This window comes from Pantoea sp., from assembly GCF_039594315.1.
Classification (GTDB): Bacteria; Pseudomonadota; Gammaproteobacteria; order Enterobacterales; family Enterobacteriaceae; genus Pantoea.
Window position 1 is genome coordinate 18711 of sequence record NZ_JBCNNP010000034.1, and the last position, 26121, is coordinate 44831.

Consider the following 26121-nt stretch of genomic DNA (forward strand, 5'->3'; position numbering starts at 1 on the left):
AGCATCGGCATTGAAATCTAAAAGGAGCGTTTGTGTTAGTTATCATTGGCTATCTTGTTGTTATTGGAACAGTTTTCGGTGGCTTTGTTATATCGGGTGGCAATCTGGCGGCGCTGTTTCAGCCGGTTGAACTACTGATTATCGGCGGCGCTGGCGTTGGGGCTTTCCTTGTCGGCAACAATGCTAAGGCGCTGAAAGCCACCGGCAAGGCGGTGCTTAAACTGTTTGCCGGCAGTCGCTATAACAAAGCGGTGTATATGGACCTGATGGCATTGCTGTTTTTGTTGCTGTCCAAGAGCCGTGTGCAGGGCTTGATGTCACTGGAAAGAGATATTGAAGAGCCGCAGGCAAGTGAAATTTTCAGCGCCTATCCTCGCTTGATGAATGACCCGATGATCCGCAATTTTGTGCTGGATTACTTCCGTCTCATGATTGGCGGCAGCATGAATTCGCATGAAATTGAAGCGCTGATGGATGAAGAGATCGAAACCTGTGAAGAGGAGATGGAAGTGCCGGCGCACAGCCTCAATACTTTAGGTGATGGCTTCCCGGCCTTTGGCATCGTGGCGGCGGTAATGGGCGTGGTGAACGCCTTAGCCGCAGCCGATCGTCCTGCTGCTGAACTCGGCATGCTGATTGCTCATGCTTTGGTGGGAACTTTCCTCGGTATCCTGATTGCTTACGGTTTTGTCCTGCCATTGGCACCGTTGTTACGACAGAAAAGTAGCGATCAGGTGAAGATGTTGCAGTGCATCAAAGTTACGCTGCTCTCTAGCCTCAATGGCTATGCGCCTCAGATTGCCGTGGAATTTGGTCGTAAAACCATTTTCGTCAGCGAGCGCCCATCGTTTGAAGAGTTGGAAAATCACGTTCGTGAAGTGAAATCCAATGCCAGCTTGAAAAACAGTGCTTCGGATGCGGCTGCATGAAAAACGCCACACCCATCATCGTTCGCAAGCGCAAAAAGAAAAAGCACGAGCATCATGGCGGTACATGGAAGATCGCTTATGCCGATTTCATGACCGCCATGATGGCGTTCTTCCTGGTGATGTGGCTGTTGTCGCAGTCCACGGATATGGAGCGCGAGCTAGTGGCTGATTATTTCCGCACGCCATTGAATCAGGCGCTATCACAGGGCAATAAAAACAGCCTCAGCGACAGCGTTATTCCTGGCGGGGGCGATGACATCATCAAGCAGCAAGGCGAAGTGTTTAAAAGCCGCATTGATGCGCAAAGACGGCAAAAAATGCTCGAAAGTTTGCAGAGGGCGAAACAGAAACTGCAGCAGATGATTGAGACCGACCCACGTCTGAACAATTTCAAATCCAACATCCTGCTGACGCTAACCAACGATGGGCTGCTGATTCAAATCACCGATTCACAGCAGCGCCCGATGTTCAAAATGGGTAGCGAAAGTCCTGAACCTTATATGTACGGCATTTTGCAGGCACTGGTGCCATTGCTTAAAGAGCTGCCCAACAAAATCAGCCTGACCGGGCATACCGATTCGCTGCCTTATTCTGGCGGTGATGGCGGTTACAGCAACTGGGAACTCTCCGCTGGGCGCGCCAATGCGGTTCGTCGCGTGTTGGTCAATGCCGGGCTGGAAGATAGCCGCTTCCTGCGCGTGATTGGTACTGGCAGCCGTATGCCGCTGGAGGAAACTAATGCCGATGATCCCCGTAATCGCCGCATTAGCATTTTAGTGCTCAGCCAGCTCAAAGAGCATCAAATCCTGCAGGAAAACAGGATGGAGCGCCAGCCAATTGCGCTGACGCCGGAGATGTCGCAACGACCAGTTCAGGGGTACACCGATGGACATGAATGATTTTTCGCAAATCTTTTTTAGCGAAGCGGAAGAGCTGCTTACTGAGATGGAGCAGCAACTGTTGCAGTTGGATGTTGCAGCGCCGGACATCGAACAACTCAACGCGATTTTTCGTGCCGCACACTCACTGAAAGGTGGCGCCGGAACCTTTGGTTTTACCGCATTGCAAGAGACCACGCATTTACTGGAGAACTTGCTGGATGAGGCCCGCAGCGGCGCGCGCGTACTGACTCAACCAATTATTCAACTCTTTCTGCAAGGGAAGGACATTATGCAAGCGCAGTTGGAAGCTTATCAGGCTTCGCAGGAACCTGATGAGGCAAGTTTCCGTTATATCTGTGAGGCATTGCGTGAAATCGCATTGCTGGAGCAAGCGCCCATTGCTCCGATTGAAATTGAAACTCCGCCTGTCGCCTCTGGCACGGATAACACTCAACTGCACATCACGCTGAGTAGTGTTGATGCGGCGGCGCAAACACTGTTGCAGGAAGAGTTACAGCACCTCGGCGAAATTCAGAGCATCGAGAATGCCAGCAGCAGCATGAAAGTCATGTTGGCAACCAGCGCATCAGCGGAAGACATCAGCGCGGTACTCTGTTTTGTACTGGATGAATCGCAGATTGCGATCGAGGCAGCGGCAAAGGCCGTTGTGGCTGAACCTGCTGTAGCAGAAGTGGTAAAAGAAGTGCCGCCTGAAACGCCAAAAGCCGCAGCACCTGTCGCCGCACCGCGTGCGGCAAATCAGGAATCAGGCAGCATTCGCGTTGCGGTCAGCAAAGTCGATCAGATTATTAACCAGGTAGGCGAACTGATTATTACCCAAGCGATGTTGTCGCAGTTGACGCAGGCGCTGGACGGCGCGGGCCACGATATGTTGCTCAACTGCGTAGCGCAGATGGAACGTAATACGCGCGAGCTGCAAGAGTCGGTGATGTCGATTCGTATGATGCCAATGGATTATGTGTTTAGCCGTTTCCCACGCTTAGTGCACGACCTCGGTTCACGTCTAAATAAAAAAATCGAGCTAACGCTTAAAGGCGGTTCAGCTGAACTGGATAAGAGCCTGATCGAACGCATCATCGATCCCCTGACGCATTTAGTGCGCAACAGCCTTGATCACGGCATCGAACCCGCTGATGTACGCGTTGCCAACGGCAAATCGGCGGTGGGTAATTTAATTCTCTCTGCCGAACATCATGGCGGCAATATCGTAATTGAAGTGATCGATGACGGTGCGGGTCTGAATCGCAAAAGAATCCTCGCCAAAGCGCGATCCCAAGGTATGAACGTTAGCGACACGCTGAGTGATGATGAAGTGTGGATGCTGATTTTCGCCGCCGGTTTCTCCACCGCTGAAAGCGTGACAGATGTGTCTGGTCGCGGCGTCGGTATGGATGTGGTGCGACGCAATATTATGGCGATGGGGGGGCACGTCGAGGTGTTGTCGAAGCAGGGCAAAGGCACCACGGTGCGCATTATTCTGCCACTGACGTTGGCGATCCTCGACGGCATGCTGGTGAAAGCCGCTGACGAAATTTATGTGCTGCCGCTCGGCGCGGTCATGGAATCGTTACTACCGCAAGAAGAGATGCTTTATCGTTTCGTCGACGATGAGCGTTTACTACAAGTGCGTGGCGAATACCTGCCGATGGTGTTGCTACGTCAACGCTTTGCGATTGAGGGGGAACCTCATTCTGATGACGGCATTGTCGTCATTGTGCAGAGCGCCGGTTGTCGTTATGCGCTGTGGGTTGATCAACTGATCGGCCAGCAACAGGTGGTGGTGAAAAATCTGGAGCAGAACTATCGCAAAGTGCCGGGTATTTCCGCGGCAACCATCCTCGGTGATGGCAGCGTAGCGCTGATCCTCGACGTGGTAGAGCTAGCAACTTTGACTAATCAGCAGGAAAAACTCATCCCTGCGTGATGAGTGAGGAATAAAAATAATGACTGTATCCAATGGACAAAACTCTGCAAATAACAACGCAATGGCACAGGAATTTCTGGTATTTCGTCTCGGCCAGGAAGAGTACGGCATTGATATTCTTAAAGTGCAGGAAATTCGTGGTTGCGATCGTGTGACACGCATTCCCAATGCCCACGATTTTATTACCGGCGTGACCAACCTGCGCGGCGTGATTGTGCCGATTGTCGATTTACGCTTGCGCTTCAATTTGCCGGAAGCCAAACAAGATGAGAACACCGTGGTGATCGTGCTCAATCTCAACGATCGTATTGTCGGCATTGTGGTTGATGGTGTCGTCGATGTGCAATCAATGGATGTTGATCAGATCAAACCGGCCCCCGAAGTCACTTCATCATTGTCGAGCCGTTATTTGCTAGGAATTGGTGTACTGGATAGTCGCATGGTGATTTTGGTTAATATCGAAAAACTCTTAAGCCGTGAAGAGCTGGAGTTAATGGATTCGATGACTGAAGCCTTAGCTGAATAACGCGATCTTCACATTACCGCAGGAATTATCATGAAATTAATCACGGTTAATGAACCGAAGTTTTCGGCTGAGTTTCAGTGCGCGGGCAGTCAATGTATTGATCATTGTTGCTATGGCTGGAATATTGTTTTTGATAAAACCTCAATGAATAAATATTTAAAAAGCCCAGTCATTGAGATTAAAAATATTGCTGCTGATTCTGTCAAAGTATTGAAGAAAAGCCATGCTCATTGGGCGCAGGTGAAATTCAACGAAAACCAAGTATGCAGCTTCATGGATGATAAGAAACTGTGCAAAGTGCATGCGTTAATGGGGCCTTCCGCCCTCAGCCCTGTTTGTGCTGACTATCCGCGTAGTAGCATGAGTTTCAAAAGTGAAATGAATAAAACGTTGACGTTATCCTGCCCGGAAGCGACGCGTGCATTATTGACTGACCCACAAGCTATGATGCTGGTTAGCCACGTAATAACCACCAACGTGGCGAAGTCAGCGCGCATTGTTAACCAGCAACAGAAGCTGATTAATTTGATGTCGATGCACCTGATGCAGGCCAGCCAGGCTGCGACACAGCAAGGATTGTATGCTATCGCTTCATTGTTACTCTTTGCGGAGAAAAACCCGCAGCAGGTCGAAGAGTTAGAAGCCTACTTCGAAAGCCTGATGATTAGCCTTCAGCAAGGTGAAATGGCCGAGCCTATTGCTAACCTGGCAAGCGATCATCAATTACAATGGACGTTGTTATTAAGATTACAACGTTATGTGGGAACGAGAAAACCCACCCGCTCTTTGGGCCTTATAAGTGGCTACGTGGCGCGTTTATTACAGGTGCAAACCCAAAATAGTTCAAACAATCATGCGGCCGAAAGTATGGAGCGCCTTGAACAGGCATGGGCATCCACAGCGCAACCGTGGTTAGATGAACGACCGCATATTATGCGTAACTATATTATGTATCGTTTATATAACGACCAATTCCCGGATACGCGCAAGCGCAGTGCGATGTCATGGCTCTATCTGATTACCGCAGAGTGGTTCTTAATTAAGTCACTTATTGCTGCGACGATTGCTATTGAAGGTGAGATCAACGAGAAAATCATCATTGATATTATTTACAGTTTGCATGCAGTCACTAAACATAATAAAGCGGCCAGCGAGTTCTTCTTTGAGCAGATTGAAAATGTGAAAATGAATGACGATCTCTCGCTTCTCTATCTTCTCCGCTAGTCTTAAAATTAACGCATTCACAATTTTTTCATCCAGCGCGCCAGATTGCATGGCAGAATGGCGCTCCGGTGAATCAGTGAGGGCACAGAGGCGATGACAGCTAAACTTGAACAACGTATCTATGAATTGGTGCGACGCTATGACGGCGTGTATCTGTTCAAGCAAAAGACGCTGACACCGCAGATCGACATTGATACCGATCTCAACTTTGAGCGCGAAGAAGCCGCCGCGTTGATGGATGAGTTTTTCAATGAATTCAATGTGGATCGCGGTGGTTTTGTCATTGAAACCTATTACCCTGATGAACCCTCGCTGGTACAGATTCTCAACCCGTTCAATAAGCGTGAAGTGCCGGTGGTGCCCGATTTCACGCTGGGTATGTTGATTGAATCGGCGCAGGCAGGGCGCTGGTTATACGAGTAAAGGCATCGTCTAGCGCTTCATATGCACGCCAAATCCCTTCTCTCCCGGTAACCATTCTTCCTTTAACGTTAACGCGGGAATCTCATAATCGCCGCCGTTTTGCTGACGAAACGCAATCGGAGCGGTTACAGCTAAGCTGTCCAATCTTGTTGCCAACACATCACACCAGCCTGCATAACGCGCTTCAGGGGTTTTTTGTACCCGATACAACACCAACGGCGGCAATACGCTAAAGCCCGGATAAAACAGCATGCCGTGTTGAATGGGAAAGAGCAGGTCGTCAATCGGGCCATTGATGCCACGCGGGCTGTAATGCGATTCCCATCCGCCGGTGGTGACCAAAAGCATCGCGCGTTTGCCGCTGAGATTGCCTTCACCGTAACGATCGCCCCAATGCTGATCGTTGTGCTCGCCCACGCCGTAAGCAAATCCGTTGGCGTATACGCGGTCAAACCAGCCCTTCATGATGGCGGGCATCGAGAACCACCACAGTGGGAACTGGAATATCACCGTATCGGCCCAGCGCAGTTTTTCCTGCTCGGCGGCGATATCCGCGGCTTGTAGCTGGTGATCGTAGGCGTAGCGCGAATCCACGGTGGCATCGTAATGCGACCCAACCAATGGTGCGTGGCTGTCGGCAGCATCAAGCGGTGCTTTCCACTGCATGGCATACAGATCCGACACTTGCACTTGATGACCGGCATGGTGCAGATGCTGCACGGCGAAATCTTTCAACGAACCGCTCAGAGAACGTGGTTCTGGATGGGCATAGACAATCAGTACATTCATCGGCTTAATCCTGTGAAATGAAAACAACTGCAGAGTAAGCCGCTGCTGACTATAGTAGAAATCAATTACTGATATCTCAGGTATAGACAGAGTGAATATCAATTCGCTGGATTTGAATCTGCTGCAAACGCTAGACGTGCTGCTCACCGAACTCAACGTCACGCGGGCGGCGCAGCGTCTCCATCTCTCGCAGCCTTCGGTGAGTGCTCAACTGGCACGCTTACGCACGCTATTTGACGATCCACTTTTGCTGCCCGGCCCGCGCGGCATGCTGCCGACCGCTCGAGCACAGGCATTACGTGAGCCGCTGCGTCTGGCCTTGGAAGCGCTGGAGCGTGCCGTTGCGCCGCCCGATGCATTCAATCCGGCCAATGCCGATAATATCTGGCGTATCGCGGCAACGGATTACACCGCATCGGCGTTGGTGTTGCCCGCACTCAATCTGATCCGTGCGGCAGCCCCGCAAAGCCGCATGGCGGTGTACGCGCTCAACCCGCCACAAATCTTGCAGCAACTTGAGAAAGGTGAGCTGGATGTGGTGTTTCATACCGGCGACAGCGCGCCGGCATCGCTGCATCAACGCAAACTTTTCAGCGAGCGTTATGTATTGGCCGGACGGCGCGATCACCCGCAGTTGCAGCAACCGCTCACGCTGGAGCAATTTTGCCAATTGGATTTCGTCATGGTATCGCCGGATGGCGGAGGTTTTCACGCTGCCACCGATCGCGCATTGGCGAAGTTGGGCCGCACACGCCGTGTGGCACTGTCGGTGCCGCATTTCCTGTTTATGCTGGAAGCGCTGGAGAACAGCGATTTGGTGGCGGTGCTGCCCGAGCGTCTGGTACGGCGTGCCACGCAACTTACGTTGCTGACGCCGCCGCTGGACATTGAGGGGTTTGATATTCTGCTGTTATGGCATGAACGCTTACACCGCGATCCGGCCCAGCAATGGCTGCGGCAGCAGATCGTGGCGGCGCTTTAATACGGCAATCACGCCGCAAAAAATTCACTTCTCCCGCGCCCGAAAAATCATCACACTAGCCACCTTCTACATTTTGGAGAGATGGCATGTTTACCCGATTGCTGCTGGCGATGTCGTTGTTAGCCAGCTTGAGTACGCCGCTGTGGGCAGATCAAGACGGCGTCTCCTTTAGCCACAAAGACTGGGAATTAGCCTGCGATAACACGCTAACCTGCCGCGCTGCCGGCTATAGTGCCGAAGAGGGCGCGGGCGGATCGGTATTGCTGGTACGTGAAGGCGGGCCGAATGCGGCGACGCACGGGCGTGTGGTGCTGGCTGATACCGGCGATGATGATTCCAAACAGGTGAATAGCCTTGCGTTGTGGATTGACGATCGCGCACTTGGCGAAGTAACGAAAGCGGATAACGATGAGTGGACGCTGACCGATGAGCAAACCCAGGCGTTGATTAACGGCGTTAAAAACAGTGCCAAGGTGGAGTTTCGCGGAGGGGAAGAGCCGTTCGATCTCTCTAACAATGGTGCCTTCGCCGTGCTGCTGAAGATGGACGATGCGCAAGGTCGCCTTAGCACGCCGGGGGCCTTGGTGCGCAAAGGCAGCAAACCAGAGAATAGCGTGCCAGCCGCAGTGGCGATGCCGGTGATTCAACAGGTGAAAGTGGCAAAGGCGGATTCGCGCCCGTTGACGGCTGATGAGTTAGCGTTGCTCAAACCCAAGCTGATTGCCTCACTGACTGATGATGACAGCTGCGACAATCTGGCGCCGTCTGATGATCAACCGGAAGAGGGCGCAGAGCCGCTGACGTTGACGCCGGTAGATGACGCGCATGTGCTGATCGCCGCCTTGTGCTGGCGCGGTGCGTACAACGAAGGTTACGGTTATTGGTTGATCGACAAAGCGTTGCAGGGCAAGCCGCAGTTGGTTACCGATTCCGGTTCGGATTACAGCGAAGGGGTGATTTCTGAAGCGCAGAAAGGGCGCGGTATCGGCGATTGCTGGAGCACGGCGGCGTGGGTGTGGGATGGCAAAGATTTTGTGCAAAGCAGCGATGCAACGACCGGCATGTGTCGCGCGATTCGCGCGGGCGGCGCTTGGCAATTGCCAACGTGGGTCACGGATGTGAAACCGGCGGGTTAAATTCAGGTCGCCAAAATGGCGACCCTTTGGATTATTTACCGCAGCACTGCTTGTATTTTTTACCGCTGCCGCACGGGCAAGGATCGTTGCGGCCGGTTTTCTCACCGGCGAAGTGCGGCAGTTGTGGTTCAGGGTCGGGCTGCGCCATGCGCTGTTCCTGCCAGTATTCGTGCAGTTCCAACGCCGCAGGGCGAATCGCATCGATGCTGGCTTCAAACTCTTCTGGTGAGAACGCTTCACGTTTTGCCAACTGCTCTTCGCTGCCGTGCAGGGTGATTGCATCCATCATCGGTTGCAGCGATTCCGGCAGTAACGACCAATCCGCATCCAGTGCCACGCCGCGCAGATAGCCATAGCACCAATCTTCCACCACGGTGAATTCCTGGCCTTCCATCTCTTGCGTACCGAACAGCGGATCAAACTGATCCGGGAACTCGGCCAAACGCTCGGCGATGTCGTTGAGATGCTGGAAGGTCAGCGTCATGAAGCGATCCATTTCGCGTTCATTTGACCATTTAGGAATGTGCTTTTTGCCGCCCCACATCGCCACCAGCCACTCGCTCGGTTCGATGTCATTCGGGCCAGAGAGCAACGCCGTCAACATGCCGTCCAGCTCGGCGGTGTCGACCACCGAATGCTCGTTGCCGTATTTCTCCAGCATGTCTTCCAGCCAGTTCAGCTCTTTTTCGGTTAACGGACCCTGATTCATCCGGCGTCTCCTGCTTTGCGATTGTGGGCGCTGCCCAAACATAATTGGCGGCGATTATAGCGGGAAGCGGCGGCGATTTGCCGCTTTTTGCATATCGATTGCTGAACCTCTCCTAAAAATCATTCGCCATAACTTATCGCACAACAGTATTGGCTGCGCTGGTCGGCAGATGGCAGCGTAAATGCAGAATTTTTCTGCACAAGGGACGCAAAAATATGGCGACGACTTTGCCGGTACTGGATTTAGCGCTGCTGGAATTACCTGACGCTGAACAGGCGCAGGCTCTGGCGGAACTGCGCACCACGGCGCGTGACGTGGGCTTCTTCTATCTGACTAATCATGGCATCAATCCGCAGCTGCTGCAGAACGTGCAAAGCATTACGCGCGCCTTCTTTGCCTTAACGGATGAGGAAAAACAGCGCGTATCGATGATTCACTCGCCACATTTTCGCGGCTACAACCGCGCGGGCGTGGAATATACCCGCGAACAGCGCGATCAACGCGAGCAATTTGATATTGGCGCAGAGCGCGAAGCACTGGCGTTGCAGCCGGGCGATCCCGCATGGAAGCGCATGCAAGGCCCCAATCTGTGGCCGGAAGCGCTGCCACAACTGCGTCCAGTGATTCATGCTTGGCAGCAAGCGATGACGGAGGTATCGCTGCGGCTACTACGTGCGTTCGCCAAATCGCTGTCGCTGCCCGCCGACGCTTTCGATGCGCTGTACGGTACTCATCCGAATGAGCACGTGAAACTGATTCGTTATCCCGGACAGGCGGCAGATGCCAGCCAGCAAGGGGTTGGTGCACATAAAGATTCCGGCTTTCTGACCTTTCTGCTGCAAGATGACCAGCCGGGATTGCAGGTCGAAGTGACGCCGAATAATTGGATTGATGCGTTGCCGAAACCCGGCACTTTTGTGGTGAACATCGGCGAACTGCTGGAAATCGCCACCAACGGCTATTTGCGCGCCACGGTACATCGTGTGCTCTCGCCGCCAGCCAACCGGGAACGCGTGTCGATCGCCTTTTTCCTCGGCGCACAACTTGATGCCGAAGTGCCGCTGTATCAATTGCCGCCGGAGCTGGCAGCAGAAGCGCGCGGGCCGACCAGCGATCCGAGTAATCCGTTGTTACGTGAAGTGGGCTGGAACTATCTCAAAGGGCGTTTGCGATCGCATCGCGACGTGGCGCAGCGTTATTACGCTGACATTCTCAGCAGTGCTAAATCATAAGAAAAAGAGGGAAAGTGATGAAAAAGAAGGTGATAGCAGCGTTAGCAGTGATCTCAGTATTCAGTACCTATGCATCAGCGGCAGCGTTACGCGTGGCGGCAGATGCCATTCCGCACAGTGAAATCCTCAACCACATAAAACAGACCGATAAGAAACTCGATCTCAAGGTGATTGAACTTAACGGCAACCTTAACGCCAATGAACTGCTGGCACGTGGCGATATTGATGCCAACTACTTCCAGCATGTGCCGTATCTGCGCGATCAGGAAAAAGCGTTGGGCGAGAAATTTTCTGTGGTCGCTACCGTGCATATTGAGCCGTTGGGGATTTACTCGCACAAAGTGAAATCGTTGAAGGATCTGCCTGACGGCGCGCAGGTGGCGGTGCCCAATAACGTCACCAATCTGAGCCGCGCACTCTATCTGCTGCAAGCCAACGGCCTGATCAAACTGAAGAGCAACAGCGTCAATACTCTAGTGACCAGCGCCGATATCAGCGACAACCCGCATCATCTGAAGATCATTGAAGTAGAAGCGCCGCAGTTGCCGTGCGCGTTGGATGATGCTCAATTGGCGATCATCAACGGTAACTACGCATTGCAGGCCGGTTTGGTGCCATCAAAGGACGCGCTGGCGCTGGAGCAAGCCAAAGATAATCCGTATGCCAACGTTCTGGTAACCACGCCAAAACTGGCGCACGATCCGCGGATTTTGGAATTAGCGAAAGATCTTGAGTCAAAGCAAACCGCCGAATTTATCAACCAGCATTACCAAGGATCGGTTATTCCGGTTAATCAATAAACCTCGCCGCCACCTGTTTTTGGCAGGTGGCGCAACCTCCCTTCTGTGTTATATTTCGCCACCTAAGCCGCCGCACTTTTTGCACAAAATAAAAAACAGTTATAAATCAAACGTTATGTCTCTCTTCACCAGGAATAAACCGCTGCGATGCCATCGTTTAGCCGGGTGCATCATTTCCCGCGCTGTGCTGCTGTGCATCAGTTTGCTTCTCAGCGCCTGCGGTACGCTGTCGCAAACCTCTGCGCCGGTTAGCGATAAAGTCTATCTCTCGCATGCGACCTTCAATGAAAACGTCGATGACATCGTGCGTCATTACATGCAGCAGAAGCAGGTTTCGGGTATCAGCATCGCGATTATTCATCAACGCGGCCAACCTAAATTCTACAGTTTTGGTGTCACCGATGCGGTGCACCGTTATCCCATCACGCCCGATACCTTATTTGCGCTCGGTTCTCTTAGCAAAGGCATTACCGCTGAAGTGATTATTGAGCTGGTGGATCGTGGGGAATTGCACTGGAACGACACGCTGGCCACGCTTTTACCTGCAAGCGTGCCGATGAGTGCCGATGCGAAACGCATCACCTTATTACAACTGGTGACGCACACGTCAGGCTTGCCGCGTCAGGATATGGATTTGCCGATGTTCATGAAATTCATGGGCTATTTACGTAGCGGCGAGAATTTCTACGGCAACCTGGATAGCGATGCGGTGCTGGATTACCTTGCGGATTTCAGCGCGCCTGCGCGACCTGCCGCGCAATACTCCAATCTCGGTTACGCCTTGCTCGGCTATATCCTTAAGCATCGTTTCCATCAGGACATCGAAACGCTGGCGCAGCGCAATATGTTCCAGCCGCTGGGGATGACCAGCAGCAGCTTTAAGCCGCAGAGCCTGCGCGGTTATCCGTGGCGCGCGCTGGGCCATGCCGGTGACCAACCGAAACTGATTCCGCGTGGGCAATTGACGCCGGATTGGTCGTTTAGCAACAATATGGTGGCGGCCGCCAGCCTGTACAGCAACGCGCGCGACCTGATTCGCTATCTGGATGCGCATCTGCACGACGGTGCCGGTTCATCACTGAATGCCGCTTTCGCGCAAGTTAATCACGGCTACGAACAGCACGGTAATCAATCGCAGAATATTGCCTGGGTAACGGATACTTATGGCAAGCAGCAGATTACCTATCAGGTTGGCTATATTGGCGGTTACTCCAGCTTTATTGGCTTTGATAAGCAGAACGGCAACGCGATTGTGGTGCTGCAAAACGCCTTTAACTGGAGTAACTACCTTGGCATCGCCCTATTGATGGATTTGGCGCAAAAAGACAACGATTAACATGGTTGCTTGCAATTTTACTGCGCCAAAAAGCCTTAAAGCTGAGGTATGCTGAGCAGCGAAATTTGACGCGCTAAGCGCGCCGGGGGAACCTTCTGCGTGCTTAACTTGTCAGTTAAATGGACAGTTAATAATTAACCAGAGTGGAAATCACCAATGCGCAGGACACACGTCACCCTTCTTTCTGCAGGAATTTTTCTGGGCGCTTTAAGCCTGACTCCAGCCGCCCTGGCTGAAGGCGAGCAAACTGATGCCGTACCAATGCCACCGCAAGTGCAGCAAACCGCACCCGACGCACAAACTCAGGCACCCGCGACGGATCCACAAGCACAAGCGCCCGCTGCCGATGCGCCAGCCAGCAATGAACCGGCTGAATCCAGCGGCGATGTTGCACCGATTCGTCCACCGCAAAGTGGTGCGGCTTCCGCACCGAACAATTACGATCTCACCACCATCATCATCGACTACAAAGAGTACAAAGTGGGCGATGTGGTACCGGATGAATACCGTAAAAAGCAGTACAGCATTGTTGAGTGGAAACCGCGTCACCTGCCAGCACCGCAGCCTGGTACGCATTGGGCGTATATCAATGCTAACTACATCCTGATCACCGACGATACCGGTAAGATCGTGATGGGCAAATCGGGCGAAATCTTCTTCCGCGGATAATCTTCACCTCGCAGGCGCGCTATAGGAACTGAATCATGTCGCAGTACGTTAATGAATATGGACAACCGGTTGGCGCGCCATTGCCAGAGTGGCAACCTCGTGCGTGGCCGAGCTATGAAACCTTCAATGGCGCCTATTGCCGCCTTGAGCCGCTCAGCGCCGAACGTCATGGTCGCGAGTTGTATGCCGCCTATGCGCAAGCCAGCGATGGTCGCGACTGGACCTATATGTTCGCCGAGCCTTTTGCCGATGAAGCGGCGTATCTGGCTTACGCAAGCAAGATGGAAAATGGCCGCGATCCGATGCATTTCGCGGTCATCGATCTCAACAGTGGTCGCGCGGTTGGCACGCTGGCGTTAATGCGCATCGACGCGACCAACGGTGCACTGGAAATCGGGCACGTGGCGTTTTCACCGCTGCTGAAACAAACCCGCATGGCCACCGAAGCGCACTATCTGCTGATGCGTTATGCCTTTGAGCAGTTAGGTTATCGTCGCTATGAGTGGAAGTGCGATAGCTGTAATCATCCTTCACGCAAGGCAGCACAACGTTTAGGCTTTCAGTTTGAAGGCACTTTCCGCCAGGCCGTCGTCTATAAAGGACGTAGCCGTGATACCTGCTGGTTTTCAATTATCGACGGTGAATGGCCGCAGGTGAAACAGGGCTTTGAACGTTGGCTGGCAGCGGAAAACTTTAGTGTGGAAGGGGCGCAGCGCGAAAAACTGGAAGCGCTGCGTTCGTAGCGGTATATAGCCGGGTTATGTTTTTAGCTCGGCTAGCTTATAAACATAAATCGAGCCGTTGCGGTGATCATGGTGCAGACCATCACCATCAAGATGCCTTTGAGCCAATGACTATCATTCTTTAAAGCTGCGAGCGTTTGATCGATATTCCCAAAGCGGATATCAATCTTGTCGAACTTCTCATCCATTTGATCGAAACGCTTATCAATTTTTTCGAATCGTTGATCAATTTTCTCGAATCGTTGATCAATTTTCTCAAAGCGTTGGTCGACTTTATCGAAACGAATATCGATTGCACTAAATTGGTTTTTTACCTCTTTCTCAAAATGATTATTACGCTCCTCCATCGCGTCCATGCGGTTATTGGTGGCATGTTGCATGCGCACCACACCTTCCATCGCCTGCGATAAATCGGCTTTGGTGAGTGAATTCTCCTGCTGCATTTCTGCAAAGATCTCCACCATCACTTCAGCTTGTTTATCGGCTACGCCAGCATTTTGCAGTGCCAGATAGGCTTTATGCGTATTGATCATCGTTAAAATCATCCTTGTCTCTCCTGGTTGTCTCCTTAATTCACGAGGAGATTACCCAGGGCGTGAATTGTTCTCTAATGGTCTGTTTAAACTTTGCGCGATGCCTCGAAAAAAATCAATCCGTACAATGAGTAACGCGTTCTGCCAATAAAAAAGGCCTGCTCGCAGGCAGGCCTTAGGCTTGAGGAAAAAAGTCTTAGTTTTACGGCTGTGGAATTATTTTTATATCCACCATGCCGATGCCCAATTTACGCGGATCCTGGCCTGCAATATTGTCGATATTCGATTCTTGTGGCTCTGGCGGCGTGATAATTAAATTGCGGCTGCCGGTGGGGTTGGTGAAATGCAGCGTGGTGGTAGAGAAGTCGTCACCCAGATTGAGTCGTTGCTCCTCATCACCGACGCGCACAGGGATTGCACGATGCGCATTCGGCCCGTAAGCGCGTGCGGTGATCACCACATCAAAGCGTTCTGGTAACGGATCGACGTATTCAATATTCACTTCCGGTGCCAGGTTGGCGTTCGACCAACGGCCCCAACTTTCCCAGCGTGAAATTCCTTTAAAGCTTTTGATGCTGCCTGGTGCACCGGGCACGTTTAACCGGAAGCTATCAGCCTGATAGCGGATGTCATTGTCTTCAATACGAATTTGCTGCTCATTAAGCTTAAATGTCGCGGCGCTGATGTCGGCTTTCGGGAATGTCGCTTTGCCTTTCCATAGCGGCTTATCGATGCGGATTACCCTGGGTTGTGCGCCCATTTGCCCCATCGAAAGGCACAAATCATTCGACAACGCCAACTCGGGTTGCCATAAACGACCCATTTTGAAACAACGATCTACCCAAACAAATTTGTCTGCGGCAGCGAAATCGGCCAGTTGGTAGCGCAACGGCGCAGAGTACTCACCTTCAGGCAACGGCTCAACATGCTTATCGGAAACGCGGAATAGAATCGGCAACTTGAAGGTCGCACCCGAGAAAGTGAAGGTGTTTTTCTGCTGATCGACGGTGAAGTTATCCATCTTGCTGGGGAAATTCCACAGCTGAATGATATCGGCTTTCCATGACGTCACACGCTTCGCCATATCGTCAAATTCGGTTGATAGCGACGTCGATGAAAGGCCGCTGCGGCCCAGACCAATGGCGTTATCACCGCCGAGAATATCCAATACGGTTGCGCCGTTATCCAGCGTGCTGCGTTTGCTATCCAGCACTTCGGCCTGCGGCTGATCGCCACGAATCACCATAAACAGGTCATGGCGCGGTTGCTTGATCAGATATTGATGCGCAGTGTTGTTCATCGCCAGATGATCGGATGTCACCACAATGATGGTGTTTTTGAACCACGGCGAGGCTTTAATCCGCTCAATCAGGCGCGCCACATGCTCCTGCGAACAGGCCACGGCACTGAACGATTGATTCGGTTTGCCATCGTAGCTGTAGCTTTTACGCTGGCAGCTACGCGAGATAAATCCATCCGGATGATGGGTATCCACCGTCAATGTGAACAATGCAAAACGCTTCTGCTCACGCGACAGCTCCTCGTATTTCTCAAACACCTCGTCCATCACCGTGTCGTCGTAATAGCCCCAGTTATTGCGATAGTTGGGATCGGCAACGCGGCTTTTCAGTTCCTGCGAACCGTACATGTTGGCGGCATCGAAACCATGCGACAGCAGGAACGTGTCTTTTCCAGCGAAGCGCAAATCTGCGCCCTGGATAAACCAGTTTTCATAGCCGGAATTTTTCAGGATATCGCCAAGGCAGATGTTTTGAGGATAGAAGCTGGAGAGCGAAGCCGAAGCATTGCCATCGAACGGTGCAAACAGCGGAATGCCACATTGCGAAGCCACCATGCCAGCGATGGTGTAATCCGTGCCGGGCAACTGCTCAGTTTGGCTGAAATCGATGCTGTTATCTTTTTCGCGGCTTAACTCTGGCGCCAGGCCGGGGAAGGCTTGTTGATCAAAATAGGTCCGTTCCAGACTTTCGCCGTAGATATAGACCAGATTGAGTTTCGGTTCTGCGATCACCTTGTTGGGCGTTTTGTAGTAGGTCTCGAAATCAGAATCGGCAAGCTGTGAATGCGAGGCGATAAGATCCTTCACCTGGCGAAACGCAGGCGTGGTTTGTACCGAACCGGCGGCACAGGCAATGGCGAGTAAACTCCAGCCGAGATGATGCTGCGTCTTGCGACGGCGCAGCAGCCACGAAAGCAGGCAAAACAGTGAGAATAGGCCAATGATCAAGCCGATGGCGGGCACCACATATTTGCTCACGCCTGCGCCAGTTAAGCTGTTGGTGAGGGTGTACAACACCGCATCGTTGATGCCATCGCCGGTAAAATAGTTGCTGGCGACCAGCGTAACATTGAGCACGATAAACAGCGTGAGCAGCAGCAGGATCAGGCTAAACCAAAATGTATTTCGCCCGGCTTTATAGGAGTAGACCGCAATCGCAGCCAAAAAGAGTACAACCGAAACTAATTCGGACAACGTCAGATCCTCATCTTGAATGAAAACGCACTCCTTGCGTCACCGACCCTCTTTGGGGGTTTTCGCGTCAATCTATCTTGGGTGTCACATTGCTGCAACACATCCAACCAGATTTGTGCGATGCATTCCGATCTGTTTAAGGCGGGTTTAAGCTGGCTGTGGTTTGGCCTGGCAGCAACGTCATCGCTACTGCCAGTGAGGGCAGAGAAGGGAAATTAAAGCTTGCCGGTCAGGTATTGCGCTTCACCGTCAGCAAAGCTCCAGTCGCCTTTACTATTGGTGATAAAACTGATCATCAAGTCGTTACCCTGTACGCCACAGTTTTCCTGAAGCTCGCGCGCTAACTCTGCCATAAACAGGCATTTCTGTTCTTCACTTCTCGGGCTGGTGTAAACGCGCACCATCACCAAATTATCGCTGCGCTCGAAACCTAAACCGGTGTCCTGAAAGACCATCTGATAGCGTTTATTTTCATGAACAATCTGATAACGATCGCGTGCAGGCACGTTAAAGGCGGTTAATACCGCGCGATGAGCTGCATCTAAAAGTGTGCGCAGCTCTGATTCAGAGCGGCCCTGAATAACATCGAATGTCAGTAACGGCATAAATAAACCCTCGTTTTTGCTCACATGAAAAGAGTAGGATGTGGCTCTATGCTGCCGCTTGCTGCAGGAAAGAAAAAGCGCGCTGCCTGAATTGATTATTTATTATTTTGAACAATCATCATGAAAGACATGAAAACCGATGCCCTTTGGGTCCATTTGCACTGGCTAACCGTGCTGGCTGAACTCGGCAGTTTTACTCGCGCCGCTGAACGTTTGGACGTCAGTAAAGCGGCAATGAGCCAGAAGATTAAAGAGCTGGAAAAGATGGCGGGTGTGGCGTTGGTGCAGCGCACCACGCGCAGCGTGCGACTAACCTCGGCTGGAGAAAAGCTGGTGGATGAGCTGCGCGATCCGTTTGCGCGCATCGAGCAGAGTTTTTTTAGCATCCGTGATGAAGCAGGCCCGGTGCGCGGCATGGTGCGGGTAACCGCGCCGGTGGCGTTTGCGCGTCAGCAATTGGTGCCGATTATTGGCGATTTCCTGCGTGAATATCCGCAGGTGCGTTTGCAATTGAATGTCACCGATCGCCTGGTATCACTGGGCAGTGAAGGGTTCGATCTGGCGATCCGCCACAGCGACAGTTTGCCGGAAACGCACGTTGCGCTGCCGCTGTGTGAAACTCGCGCGTTGCTGGTGGCGTCGCCGGCTTATCTGGCGCAAAACGGCACGCCCGATTCACCGCAGGCGTTGCCGCAGCACAATTGTCTGTATTATCCGCGTGGGTTGGAGTCGCCGCAGTGGCGTTTTCGTTTGGTGGACGGCAGCAGTGAAACCGAGCAGGTGAAGATTCAGGGCAACTTTGCCACCAATAACAGCGAGTCGATTCGCGATGCGGCATTGCAGGGTTTAGGCATTGCGATGTTGCCGGATTTCAGCGCCAGCGCGGCGTTGGCCAACGGCACGCTGCAACAGGTTTTACCGCAGTGGCAAGCGGTTGACGCCTTCGCCGATCGTTTGTGGGTGGTTCGCCCGTATGCCGCTCAAGTGCCACGGGCGGTGACCACATTTATCCATTGGCTACGCGCGCGCTTTGTTGATGGGTGACGCCAGCGTGATCGGCGGATGCGGTTGCATCATTTGGCCCAATAAGCTGCCGCGATTGTAGTTGCCCAACCGCAAGTTGAAGTCGAGATGCAACTGCTCATTGCCGCTGAGTTTGATCACCGGCGGTGGGTTGTGCGGACGCTGATGGAACAACACCGCGTGGGCAAAAGCCTCACTTTTCCAGCCGCTCAGGCGTTGATAATAATAGGCATTGGCCTCGCATTTACGCAGATAAAGATTGACCCGGCGATGTTCGCGCATGGCAACCTGCTGCGCCAGTGAACCCAGTTGTTGCTCTGGCTGAGCAATCTTCTGCGTCAGCAATGAAAAATCATCGCGTTTGCTCAGCTCACTGAAATAGTTCTGTTCGCCGAGATGTTTGATCGGCGCGTAATGTTTCTGCCATTCACGAATAAACGAGTTATTCGGTGCTGCGGCAAGGAACCAGTTTTCAATCACCGGTGCCAGATAATTGACGGTGGAATTTTCGCGATAATAACCAATCACATCCATGCGGCGTTCCTGATGTGCGCGATGCACCCAGGAAAGATCTTCAAATACCAAGGTGCTGCAATCAATCGCAATGCCGCCATAACGTAACAACAATTCCAAACGAATCACTTCGCTCTTTTGTTGCTCACTTAATTGTGAAGAGGTAAAGATAAAGTCAGGTAATACTTCTTTTACCGTTAAGCGGTTTAATAAGTGAATTTGATGATCAGGATTATCCCGACGCAATTTTTTAATATTAAGCGCCATCGATTTGGGTAAATATTCATTATCCCAATACATCCAGACTATTTTTGGAATCTCTGGCAGATCTTTCTCGCCAGAAAGCAACACGATATTGTCCTCTTCGCTGGGATCGTATTCCGGCGCGCAGAGCGCATTATGCTGTTTCTTTTGCAGCAGCGTCTGGCTGGTAAAGGCGAGCCTTTTCCAATTGTGCCAGAGGCTTAACGCTGGCTGGAGACGTTTTTTATTCATGATGCACCTAATTATTGTGATTATGGTGGCAAGGCTTCCCTGATGCTGGCGCTGAGCGCTCTGATGTCCTGGATGTTTGCTGTGTGAAAAGTGTTCTCCTATGCTTAATAAAACATTCTGTGCGGCCAGGCTATCTCTTTTTTTCGCTTTCAGATAATCCGGAAAATGAAGAAGCCGTTAAGATTTAAATTAACCCTAAATAAAAGGTTAGATTGCTGTGGGTTCTATTTTTATTACTTAAGACTATTCCTAATAAAATAACGACTGAGTGGCGTTCATCGCGGCCTGGATTAAAAAGTGCGGGATCGATCACTGGTTAACCTGGCTACATTTTTCCCTGGTCTCAGGCGGGATATCTCAGGTTTATGGTGGGTTAGCTACGCTTAAAGCTGGTGATGAAAAAAGGAGACACTATGCAGCGACACAACCGTGGTTTACTGGCGGTCGATAAGCAGGGCAATCGCGTGCTGTTTCTCAATCCCGACTCTTTTGCCGTTGAGCAGGAGCTCAACGCCTTTCCGCCGCGTCCGCATGAGTTGCTGATGCTGCCACATCTGGAAAAGGCCTATGTACCGATTTATGGCGACGGTATTCATGGCGACAATCCGCATCCCGGCCACAAAGTGGCGATCATCGATTTGCGTTTGCGTCAGATCAGCGGCTTTATCGATTTGTCTCCCCTCAAAGCGCCGCACAGTGGTCAATTGGGACGCGATGGCAAAGTCTATCTCTGCTGTGAGAACAGCGCAGTGGTGGCGGTGATCGATCCCATCAGCGATAAACTGGAGAAAACCATTCAGTTGCCCTCACACAATGCGCATCGGCTGACGCTTTCACCCAGCGGGCGCAAACTGTTCACGGAAAACGAAGAGGACGCCAGCATCACGGTGGTGGATTTGTGCGAGGCAGAAGGGCGCATTATCGATAACATTCTGATGCCCGGCCCAATTTCCGGCATTGCTGCCTCGCCCAAGCATCCTTATCTGGTGGCCAGCGCCGCCGATGCGCCGTTGTTGTACGTGGTGGATCGGCAAAGCCATCGCATACGCCAGCGTCTGAAGTTGCCGGGCCATCAACAGCCGTGTCAGGTGGTGCGCTTTAGCGCCAACGGCGAACGCTTGGTGGCGATTGGTGATCAGGAACCGGTGGTAACGCTGTTTGATGATTTGCTCAATCCGCTTGGCGATATTCAGGTTGGCAACAAGCCGATGGATGGATGTTTCAGCGAAGATAATCGCAGTTTACTGATTGCCAACGAAGGTGACGGATCGCTGAGCCTGATTGATTTACAGCAGATGAAGGTGATTGCCACGCCGCAAGCTGGAACCGGTTGCGAAGTGTTGAGCTATTTCCAACTCAAACCTTCTATTTAAATAAAGGGACGATGATAAATCGCACTGCTCCAGTGGCGGCTGCTGGCGTGTTTCTCCGCCTGCCAGCCGCGCTTGCGCAACTCACGCGCAATCAGTTTGTTCATGATGCCATGCCCGACTAACAACACCGTGCCTTGCTGCGATAACGCCACCAGTTTGTCCGCCGCCAACCTGGCACGGGCACGCGCATGTTGCACCGATTCGACATGTCCGGCGTAGCCGCACAGCCACAGCAAACGCAGCAACGCCAGCCACACGTTGAGCGGTAAATGTAAGCGTTCAAACGGCAGCGACGGAATCGCCACTTCACTAAATACCGCATCGACGGCGTGCGGCTGCAATCCCAGCCTTGCCAATGAGGAGCGCGCGCGCGGCAGCGGGCTGGTGGCAATCACGCTGGCCTGGCGCGCAATCGTCTGGCTGCGCGGCGGCGGCGAATCGCAAATATCAGCCAGATCGTAACCTTCACACCAGTCGGCCAGCGCACGTGCGCTGAAACGTCCACCGACGGGATGATCGGGTTTACCGTGTCGCATAAGGATAATAGTCATAAGGCTCCTGAGTCTTCTGGCTCCAGTGTAATGCAGGCAAGCGGTGAATCACCTAAACCGATTGGATTTAAGAGTAGTGCGTAATTGTCATTAAACCTTCACTGAAGTATGCGAAAAAAAGCGCGTTGAAGAATCATTCATCAACGCCAAATGGTAAGCAATAATCGTCAATCAGACACGTTTTGGACGTTTTTTTGCTTGCATGCATTAGATGTAATGTCATGAATTAACGCTAATTTCGTCTTATACCCCTGAGTTATAGTGAAGGCTAACTAATAAATATCACTATTTTTTCTTGATTTATCTACGCGCGTAGATAGACTATGTCCATAGTGATAACTCGCGGTGCCACTGATGAAGTTGGCCTTGAGATGACCCAGTTACATTTGCCTCACTAATGCGATCGATGAACCATACATCGGCGAGAACAGGCGAAGATGCGAATTCCAACACCAGGGAATTCATTACTGATTTTTCATCCAGGTTTGCTTACTGAACGTCGCCACCGGGGAGTTCTGCTTGTTGCAAGGGAACCGACCCACGGAAGGGCGTTTACTGTTTTTACCTCTTATCAGGGAAATGGTTATGACGGTCCATCACTCCGTTGCGCAACAAGATTCACCCAACCCTTCTTCAGCTGCCGACGCGCGGCTGGCTACCACTTCCGGCCGCAAAGACTTCTGGCGCGCCACCTTCTCCTGCTGGCTCGGTACTGCGATGGAATACGCGGATTTTGCGCTGTATGGCCTCGCTGCCGGCATCATTTTTGGTGACGTGTTCTTCCCCGAAGCTACGCCAGCTATCGCTTTACTCTCTAGCTTTGCCACCTGGTCGGTGGGTTTTATTGCCCGTCCGATTGGCGCGCTGTTGTTTGGCTGGATCGGCGACCGTAAAGGCCGCAAAACCGTAATGATCTCCACCATCATTCTGATGGGCGCTTCCACCACGTTAATCGGTCTGATTCCTTCCTACGCCAGCATCGGCGTGTGGGCACCTGCGTGTTTAGTGCTGCTGCGCTTTACCCAAGGTTTGGGCGCGGGCGCGGAGTTATCCGGCGGCACGGTAATGCTGGGCGAATACGCGCCGGTTGAACGTCGTGGCCTGGTTTCATCGGTGATTGCGCTTGGCTCTAACAGCGGTACGCTAATTGCGTCGCTGGTGTGGCTGGCGGTGATTCAGATGGACAAAGAGGATTTGCTGGCGTGGGGCTGGCGCATTCCGTTCCTCAGCAGCGTGCTGATTGCAGTGGTTGCGCTGTGGATTCGCCGTAATCTGCGCGAAACGCCGGTGTTCGAGCGTCAACAAGCTGAGTTGCAGGCTGAACGTAACGCTACGCTGGCGCAGGCCAAAGAGGAAGTGGACACCCGCAGCTTCTGGCGTCGTACTCGCGCGTTCTGGACCATGGTTGGCTTGCGCATCGGCGAAAACGGCCCATCTTATCTGGCGCAGGGCTTTATCGTCGGTTACGTGGCGAAAGTGCTGATGCTGGATAAATCGGTGCCAACCACCGCGGTATTTATCGCTTCACTGCTCGGCTTCCTGATCATTCCGTTTGCCGGTTGGCTTTCCGACCGCTTTGGCCGCCGCATTACCTATCGCTGCTTCTGTTTATTGCTGATGTTCTACGCCTGGCCCGCCTTTAGCCTGATGGACAGCCGCGATCCCGCCATTGTGATGACGGTGATTGTGGTCGGCATGGCGCTGGCTTCGCTGGGTATTTTCGGCGTGCAGGCGGCGTGGGGCGTGGAGATGTTTGGCGTCAAACGTCGTTACACCAAGATGGCGGTGGCGAAAGAGTTGGGATCGATTCTTTCTGGCGGCACCGCGCCATTAGTCGCGGCAGCGCTGCTATCGTTTACCGGGCATTGGTGGCCGATTGCGGTTTACTTCTCGGCGATGGCAACCATCGGTTTCCTCACCACGTTTGTCGCGCCAGAAACGCGCGGACGCGATCTCAATCTGCCGGAAGATGCTATTTAATCGGCAGGATCGCGTAACAGAGAATCACCATTGGCCGGCGCTTCCGGCCAATGGCATTTATGCGGAGGCAAGGAATGGCGAAATCTCCAACCGGTAATGTAACGCGCAACGATGTGGCGAAAGCGGCGGGAACCTCGGTGGCGGTGGTCAGCTATGTGATCAATAACGGCCCGCGCCCGGTGGCTGAAGCGACTCGTTTGCGCGTGCTGGAAGCGATTAAGCAAACCGGCTATCGGCCGAATGCGGTGGCGCGCGCGCTGGCGTCGGGCAGCACCAAAACCTTTGGTTTAGTGGTGCCGAATATCGCCAACCCGTTTGTTGCCTCGATGGCGCACATGCTGTTGCAGGAATCGATGAACCACGGCCACGTGATGCTGCTGGGTGATGCCGGTGACGATCGTAAACGCGAGCTGGAAATCATTCAGGGGCTGCTTAATCGCCAGGTAGATGGCCTGTTTTACAACAGCGTGGATCGCCATCCCTACATTGATGTGATTCAGGCCAGCGGCACGCCGTTGGTGATGCTCGATCGCATTGAACCGCGCGCGGGCGTCAGCATGCTGCGGGTGAACGAACGCGAAGCGGCGTGCCAGGTGACTGCGCATTTGATCAGCCACGGTTATCAGCAGGTTGGCATGATCAGCGGGCCGCTGGAGATGCTCAATGCGCAGGATCGTATTCAAGGCTGGCGCGATGCGCTGGCGGAGAAAGGCTTGCTGGCCGATGAGGCGTTGATCTTCCCGGCCAACTATACGCGGCAGGGCGGCTATGAAGCGGCGCAGCGCATGATCGCCAGTAATCGCGTGCCGCGTGCGTTGTTTGTTAGTAATGAAGGCCAGGCGATTGGCTGCATCCGCGCGCTGTCTGAACATGGACTGCGCGTACCGCAGGATGTCGCGCTGGTCTGTTTCAACGGTACCGAGCAATCGGCGTTTCATGTTCCGACGCTCACCACCGTACGTCAGCCGCTGCGCGATATGGCGCGCAGCGCGATTGCCATGCTCAAAAACTGGGATGGCGATGCGAAATTGGCGGAATTCCCTCACCATCTTGAGATTGGTGAATCCTGTGGCTGCCTGCTTTCTCAACCAGAATAAAACTATAACATTATGAAAAGATTGATTATTGATTGTGACCCAGGAAACGGCATCGCCGGTGCTAACACCGACGATGGCTTGGCAATTGCGTTAGCGCTGGCTTCGCCGTCGCTGTCGCTGGAATTGATCACCACGGTAACCGGCAACACCCCCAGCGCAGTCGGTGCGCAGGTGGCGAAAGATCTGTTGCAGCGCCTGGGTTTGAATATTCCGGTGGTGCAGGGCGCGTTACAGGCGCTGCGCGAAGATCCAGCGCCGTGGCGTGCGCGCCTTGATCATGTGGCCGATGAGAAGCTCGGTGAACTGTGGCGCGGCGTGCGACAGCCGCAGCGTCTTCCGGCGGATGGTAACGATGCGGCGGGCGTGATGGGCCAGCTAATTTGCGATAATCCCGGCGAATTTACGCTGGTGGCGATCGGCCCGTTAACCAATGTGGCGCAGGCGCTGCAACGTTATCCGCAAATGGCGGAATCGGTGGCTGAGATTGTGATCATGGGCGGCGTGTTTGCGCTGGATGATTACATTAAAGACACCAATTTTGGCCTCGATCCCGAAGCGGCGCATCAGGTGCTGCACAGCGGTGCGACCATCACGTTGGTGCCAATGGATGCCACTACGCAGACGTTGATGACGCATCAGGATCTCACGCGACTGACCGCCAGCGATCATCCGCTGCCGCAGTTTATCCGTGAGACGTTGCGTCCGTGGATCGATTACTCGATTCGTACCCGCAATCTGCCGGGCTGCTGGATTCATGATGCGTTGGTCGTTGCGTGGTTGCTCAATCAGCGCGTGGCTGACGGCGTGGATTATCATGTGGATATTGAATTGCGTCCGGGTGCAACACGCGGCAAGAGTTGGCGTTATCGCACGCCGCTGCGATTGGATATCGGCGTGCCAGAGCAAACCGGCGCGTTGGTGCATGTGATGCAAACGGTTGATAACGCGCTGTTGTTAGAGATTATCGAGAAGGCGTTTAATCACCTAACGCATTGAGCCGTTATGCGGTCACCATAAAGGTACGACCGGGCACATAGGTAACAGATCAGACCGGGCACATAGGTAACACATTTGTGCTCAGTCTATTCGGATAATACGTCTTTCTTCCCGGTCATAATATGCCAGTATCAGCC

25 protein-coding genes are annotated in these 26121 nt (G+C 52.8%); 18 read left to right on the forward strand and 7 right to left on the reverse strand.

Annotated features, from left to right (window positions below; translation table 11 throughout):
• The first annotated feature begins 32 nt into the window (after nucleotides 1–32).
• The 6 genes from motA to ABDW13_RS16895 all read left to right on the forward strand — a co-directional run bounded on the left by motA (nucleotide 33) and on the right by ABDW13_RS16895 (nucleotide 5928).
• Nucleotides 33–929, forward strand: coding sequence for a flagellar motor stator protein MotA (motA, locus tag ABDW13_RS16870; protein ID WP_343553708.1), 897 nt, complete (start codon nucleotides 33–35; stop codon nucleotides 927–929).
• Entirely contained in the window at nucleotides 926–1828 is a 903-nt protein-coding gene (motB, locus tag ABDW13_RS16875) for a flagellar motor protein MotB (protein ID WP_343553709.1), read from the forward strand. Before motA ends, motB begins: the two co-directional genes overlap by 4 nt.
• Complete coding sequence (cheA, locus tag ABDW13_RS16880; RefSeq protein WP_343553710.1) at nucleotides 1815–3755, forward strand: chemotaxis protein CheA; 1941 nt, start codon at nucleotides 1815–1817, stop codon at nucleotides 3753–3755. Before motB ends, cheA begins: the two co-directional genes overlap by 14 nt.
• A gap of 19 nt (nucleotides 3756–3774) precedes the next feature.
• Nucleotides 3775–4281: a chemotaxis protein CheW gene (locus ABDW13_RS16885; protein WP_343553711.1), complete on the forward strand. Its 507-nt coding sequence runs from the start codon at nucleotides 3775–3777 to the stop codon at nucleotides 4279–4281.
• Nucleotides 4282–4311: 30 nt separating this feature from the next.
• Nucleotides 4312–5505, forward strand: a complete 1194-nt coding sequence (fliB, locus tag ABDW13_RS16890; RefSeq protein ID WP_343553712.1) for a flagellin lysine-N-methylase — start codon at nucleotides 4312–4314, stop codon at nucleotides 5503–5505.
• A gap of 93 nt (nucleotides 5506–5598) precedes the next feature.
• Nucleotides 5599–5928 (forward strand): DUF1493 family protein, encoded by a 330-nt coding sequence (locus tag ABDW13_RS16895; RefSeq protein ID WP_343553713.1) that lies wholly within the window; start codon nucleotides 5599–5601, stop codon nucleotides 5926–5928.
• A 9-nt stretch (nucleotides 5929–5937) separates the two neighbouring features.
• Here ABDW13_RS16895 and ABDW13_RS16900 read toward each other — a convergent pair whose 3' ends face one another.
• On the reverse strand, nucleotides 5938–6717 hold the full coding sequence (locus ABDW13_RS16900) for an NAD(P)H-dependent oxidoreductase (protein ID WP_343553714.1): 780 nt from the start codon (nucleotides 6715–6717) through the stop codon (nucleotides 5938–5940).
• A gap of 91 nt (nucleotides 6718–6808) precedes the next feature.
• Between ABDW13_RS16900 and ABDW13_RS16905 the strand changes: the two genes are divergently transcribed.
• Together ABDW13_RS16905 and ABDW13_RS16910 are read left to right on the forward strand one after the other, a co-directional pair.
• Nucleotides 6809–7699 (forward strand): LysR family transcriptional regulator, encoded by an 891-nt coding sequence (locus ABDW13_RS16905; protein WP_343553715.1) that lies wholly within the window; start codon nucleotides 6809–6811, stop codon nucleotides 7697–7699.
• 86 nt (nucleotides 7700–7785) lie between these two features.
• A complete protein-coding gene (locus tag ABDW13_RS16910; RefSeq protein WP_343553716.1) occupies nucleotides 7786–8835 on the forward strand; it encodes a DUF1176 domain-containing protein in 1050 nt (349 codons plus the stop codon).
• A gap of 31 nt (nucleotides 8836–8866) precedes the next feature.
• Here the strand turns inward: ABDW13_RS16910 and ABDW13_RS16915 are convergent, their stop codons facing one another.
• Nucleotides 8867–9544, reverse strand: coding sequence for a YecA family protein (locus tag ABDW13_RS16915; protein ID WP_343553717.1), 678 nt, complete (start codon nucleotides 9542–9544; stop codon nucleotides 8867–8869).
• A 215-nt stretch (nucleotides 9545–9759) separates the two neighbouring features.
• Here ABDW13_RS16915 and ABDW13_RS16920 point away from each other — a divergent pair, with 215 nt between their 5' ends.
• The 5 genes from ABDW13_RS16920 to ABDW13_RS16940 all read left to right on the forward strand — a co-directional run bounded on the left by ABDW13_RS16920 (nucleotide 9760) and on the right by ABDW13_RS16940 (nucleotide 14324).
• Nucleotides 9760–10776: an isopenicillin N synthase family oxygenase gene (locus tag ABDW13_RS16920; RefSeq protein ID WP_343553718.1), complete on the forward strand. Its 1017-nt coding sequence runs from the start codon at nucleotides 9760–9762 to the stop codon at nucleotides 10774–10776.
• Nucleotides 10777–10793: 17 nt separating this feature from the next.
• Nucleotides 10794–11576 carry a MetQ/NlpA family ABC transporter substrate-binding protein gene (locus tag ABDW13_RS16925; RefSeq protein WP_343553719.1) on the forward strand — a complete coding sequence of 261 codons (783 nt, stop codon included), beginning with the start codon at nucleotides 10794–10796 and terminating at the stop codon, nucleotides 11574–11576.
• 115 nt (nucleotides 11577–11691) lie between these two features.
• Entirely contained in the window at nucleotides 11692–12912 is a 1221-nt protein-coding gene (locus tag ABDW13_RS16930) for a serine hydrolase domain-containing protein (RefSeq protein WP_343553720.1), read from the forward strand.
• A 156-nt stretch (nucleotides 12913–13068) separates the two neighbouring features.
• Nucleotides 13069–13581, forward strand: a complete 513-nt coding sequence (locus ABDW13_RS16935; protein ID WP_343553721.1) for an RcnB family protein — start codon at nucleotides 13069–13071, stop codon at nucleotides 13579–13581.
• Between the two features lie 35 nt (nucleotides 13582–13616).
• Nucleotides 13617–14324 (forward strand): GNAT family protein, encoded by a 708-nt coding sequence (locus ABDW13_RS16940; protein ID WP_343553722.1) that lies wholly within the window; start codon nucleotides 13617–13619, stop codon nucleotides 14322–14324.
• A gap of 32 nt (nucleotides 14325–14356) precedes the next feature.
• Here ABDW13_RS16940 and ABDW13_RS16945 read toward each other — a convergent pair whose 3' ends face one another.
• From ABDW13_RS16945 to ABDW13_RS16955, 3 genes are all read right to left on the reverse strand, one after another.
• Nucleotides 14357–14869 (reverse strand): hypothetical protein, encoded by a 513-nt coding sequence (locus ABDW13_RS16945; protein WP_343553723.1) that lies wholly within the window; start codon nucleotides 14867–14869, stop codon nucleotides 14357–14359.
• A gap of 190 nt (nucleotides 14870–15059) precedes the next feature.
• Nucleotides 15060–17351 (reverse strand): phosphatidylglycerol--membrane-oligosaccharide glycerophosphotransferase, encoded by a 2292-nt coding sequence (gene opgB, locus ABDW13_RS16950; RefSeq protein WP_343553724.1) that lies wholly within the window; start codon nucleotides 17349–17351, stop codon nucleotides 15060–15062.
• A 215-nt stretch (nucleotides 17352–17566) separates the two neighbouring features.
• Nucleotides 17567–17956: a tautomerase family protein gene (locus ABDW13_RS16955; RefSeq protein WP_343553725.1), complete on the reverse strand. Its 390-nt coding sequence runs from the start codon at nucleotides 17954–17956 to the stop codon at nucleotides 17567–17569.
• 120 nt (nucleotides 17957–18076) lie between these two features.
• Here ABDW13_RS16955 and ABDW13_RS16960 point away from each other — a divergent pair, with 120 nt between their 5' ends.
• Nucleotides 18077–19000: a LysR family transcriptional regulator gene (locus ABDW13_RS16960; RefSeq protein ID WP_343553728.1), complete on the forward strand. Its 924-nt coding sequence runs from the start codon at nucleotides 18077–18079 to the stop codon at nucleotides 18998–19000.
• Here ABDW13_RS16960 and ABDW13_RS16965 read toward each other — a convergent pair.
• The gene (locus tag ABDW13_RS16965) at nucleotides 18974–19987 is read right to left on the reverse strand and encodes a capsular polysaccharide synthesis protein (protein ID WP_343553729.1); all 1014 of its coding nucleotides are present in this window, start codon (nucleotides 19985–19987) and stop codon (nucleotides 18974–18976) included. The genes ABDW13_RS16960 and ABDW13_RS16965 overlap by 27 nt on opposite strands.
• A gap of 413 nt (nucleotides 19988–20400) precedes the next feature.
• Between ABDW13_RS16965 and ABDW13_RS16970 the strand changes: the two genes are divergently transcribed.
• Nucleotides 20401–21360 (forward strand): WD40 repeat domain-containing protein, encoded by a 960-nt coding sequence (locus ABDW13_RS16970; RefSeq protein WP_343553731.1) that lies wholly within the window; start codon nucleotides 20401–20403, stop codon nucleotides 21358–21360.
• On the opposite strand, the gene ABDW13_RS16975 is transcribed toward ABDW13_RS16970, so the two are convergent.
• Nucleotides 21357–21911 (reverse strand): histidine phosphatase family protein, encoded by a 555-nt coding sequence (locus ABDW13_RS16975; protein WP_343553732.1) that lies wholly within the window; start codon nucleotides 21909–21911, stop codon nucleotides 21357–21359. The two genes, ABDW13_RS16970 and ABDW13_RS16975, sit on opposite strands and share 4 nt — an antisense overlap.
• Before the next feature lie 585 nt (nucleotides 21912–22496).
• Between ABDW13_RS16975 and ABDW13_RS16980 the strand changes: the two genes are divergently transcribed.
• From ABDW13_RS16980 to ABDW13_RS16990, 3 genes are all read left to right on the forward strand, one after another.
• Nucleotides 22497–23891 (forward strand): MFS transporter, encoded by a 1395-nt coding sequence (locus tag ABDW13_RS16980; RefSeq protein ID WP_343553733.1) that lies wholly within the window; start codon nucleotides 22497–22499, stop codon nucleotides 23889–23891.
• Nucleotides 23892–23965: 74 nt separating this feature from the next.
• Nucleotides 23966–24988, forward strand: a complete 1023-nt coding sequence (locus tag ABDW13_RS16985; RefSeq protein WP_343553734.1) for a LacI family DNA-binding transcriptional regulator — start codon at nucleotides 23966–23968, stop codon at nucleotides 24986–24988.
• A gap of 12 nt (nucleotides 24989–25000) precedes the next feature.
• Nucleotides 25001–25984, forward strand: a complete 984-nt coding sequence (locus ABDW13_RS16990; protein ID WP_343553735.1) for a nucleoside hydrolase — start codon at nucleotides 25001–25003, stop codon at nucleotides 25982–25984.
• Nucleotides 25985–26121: the final 137 nt, after the last annotated feature.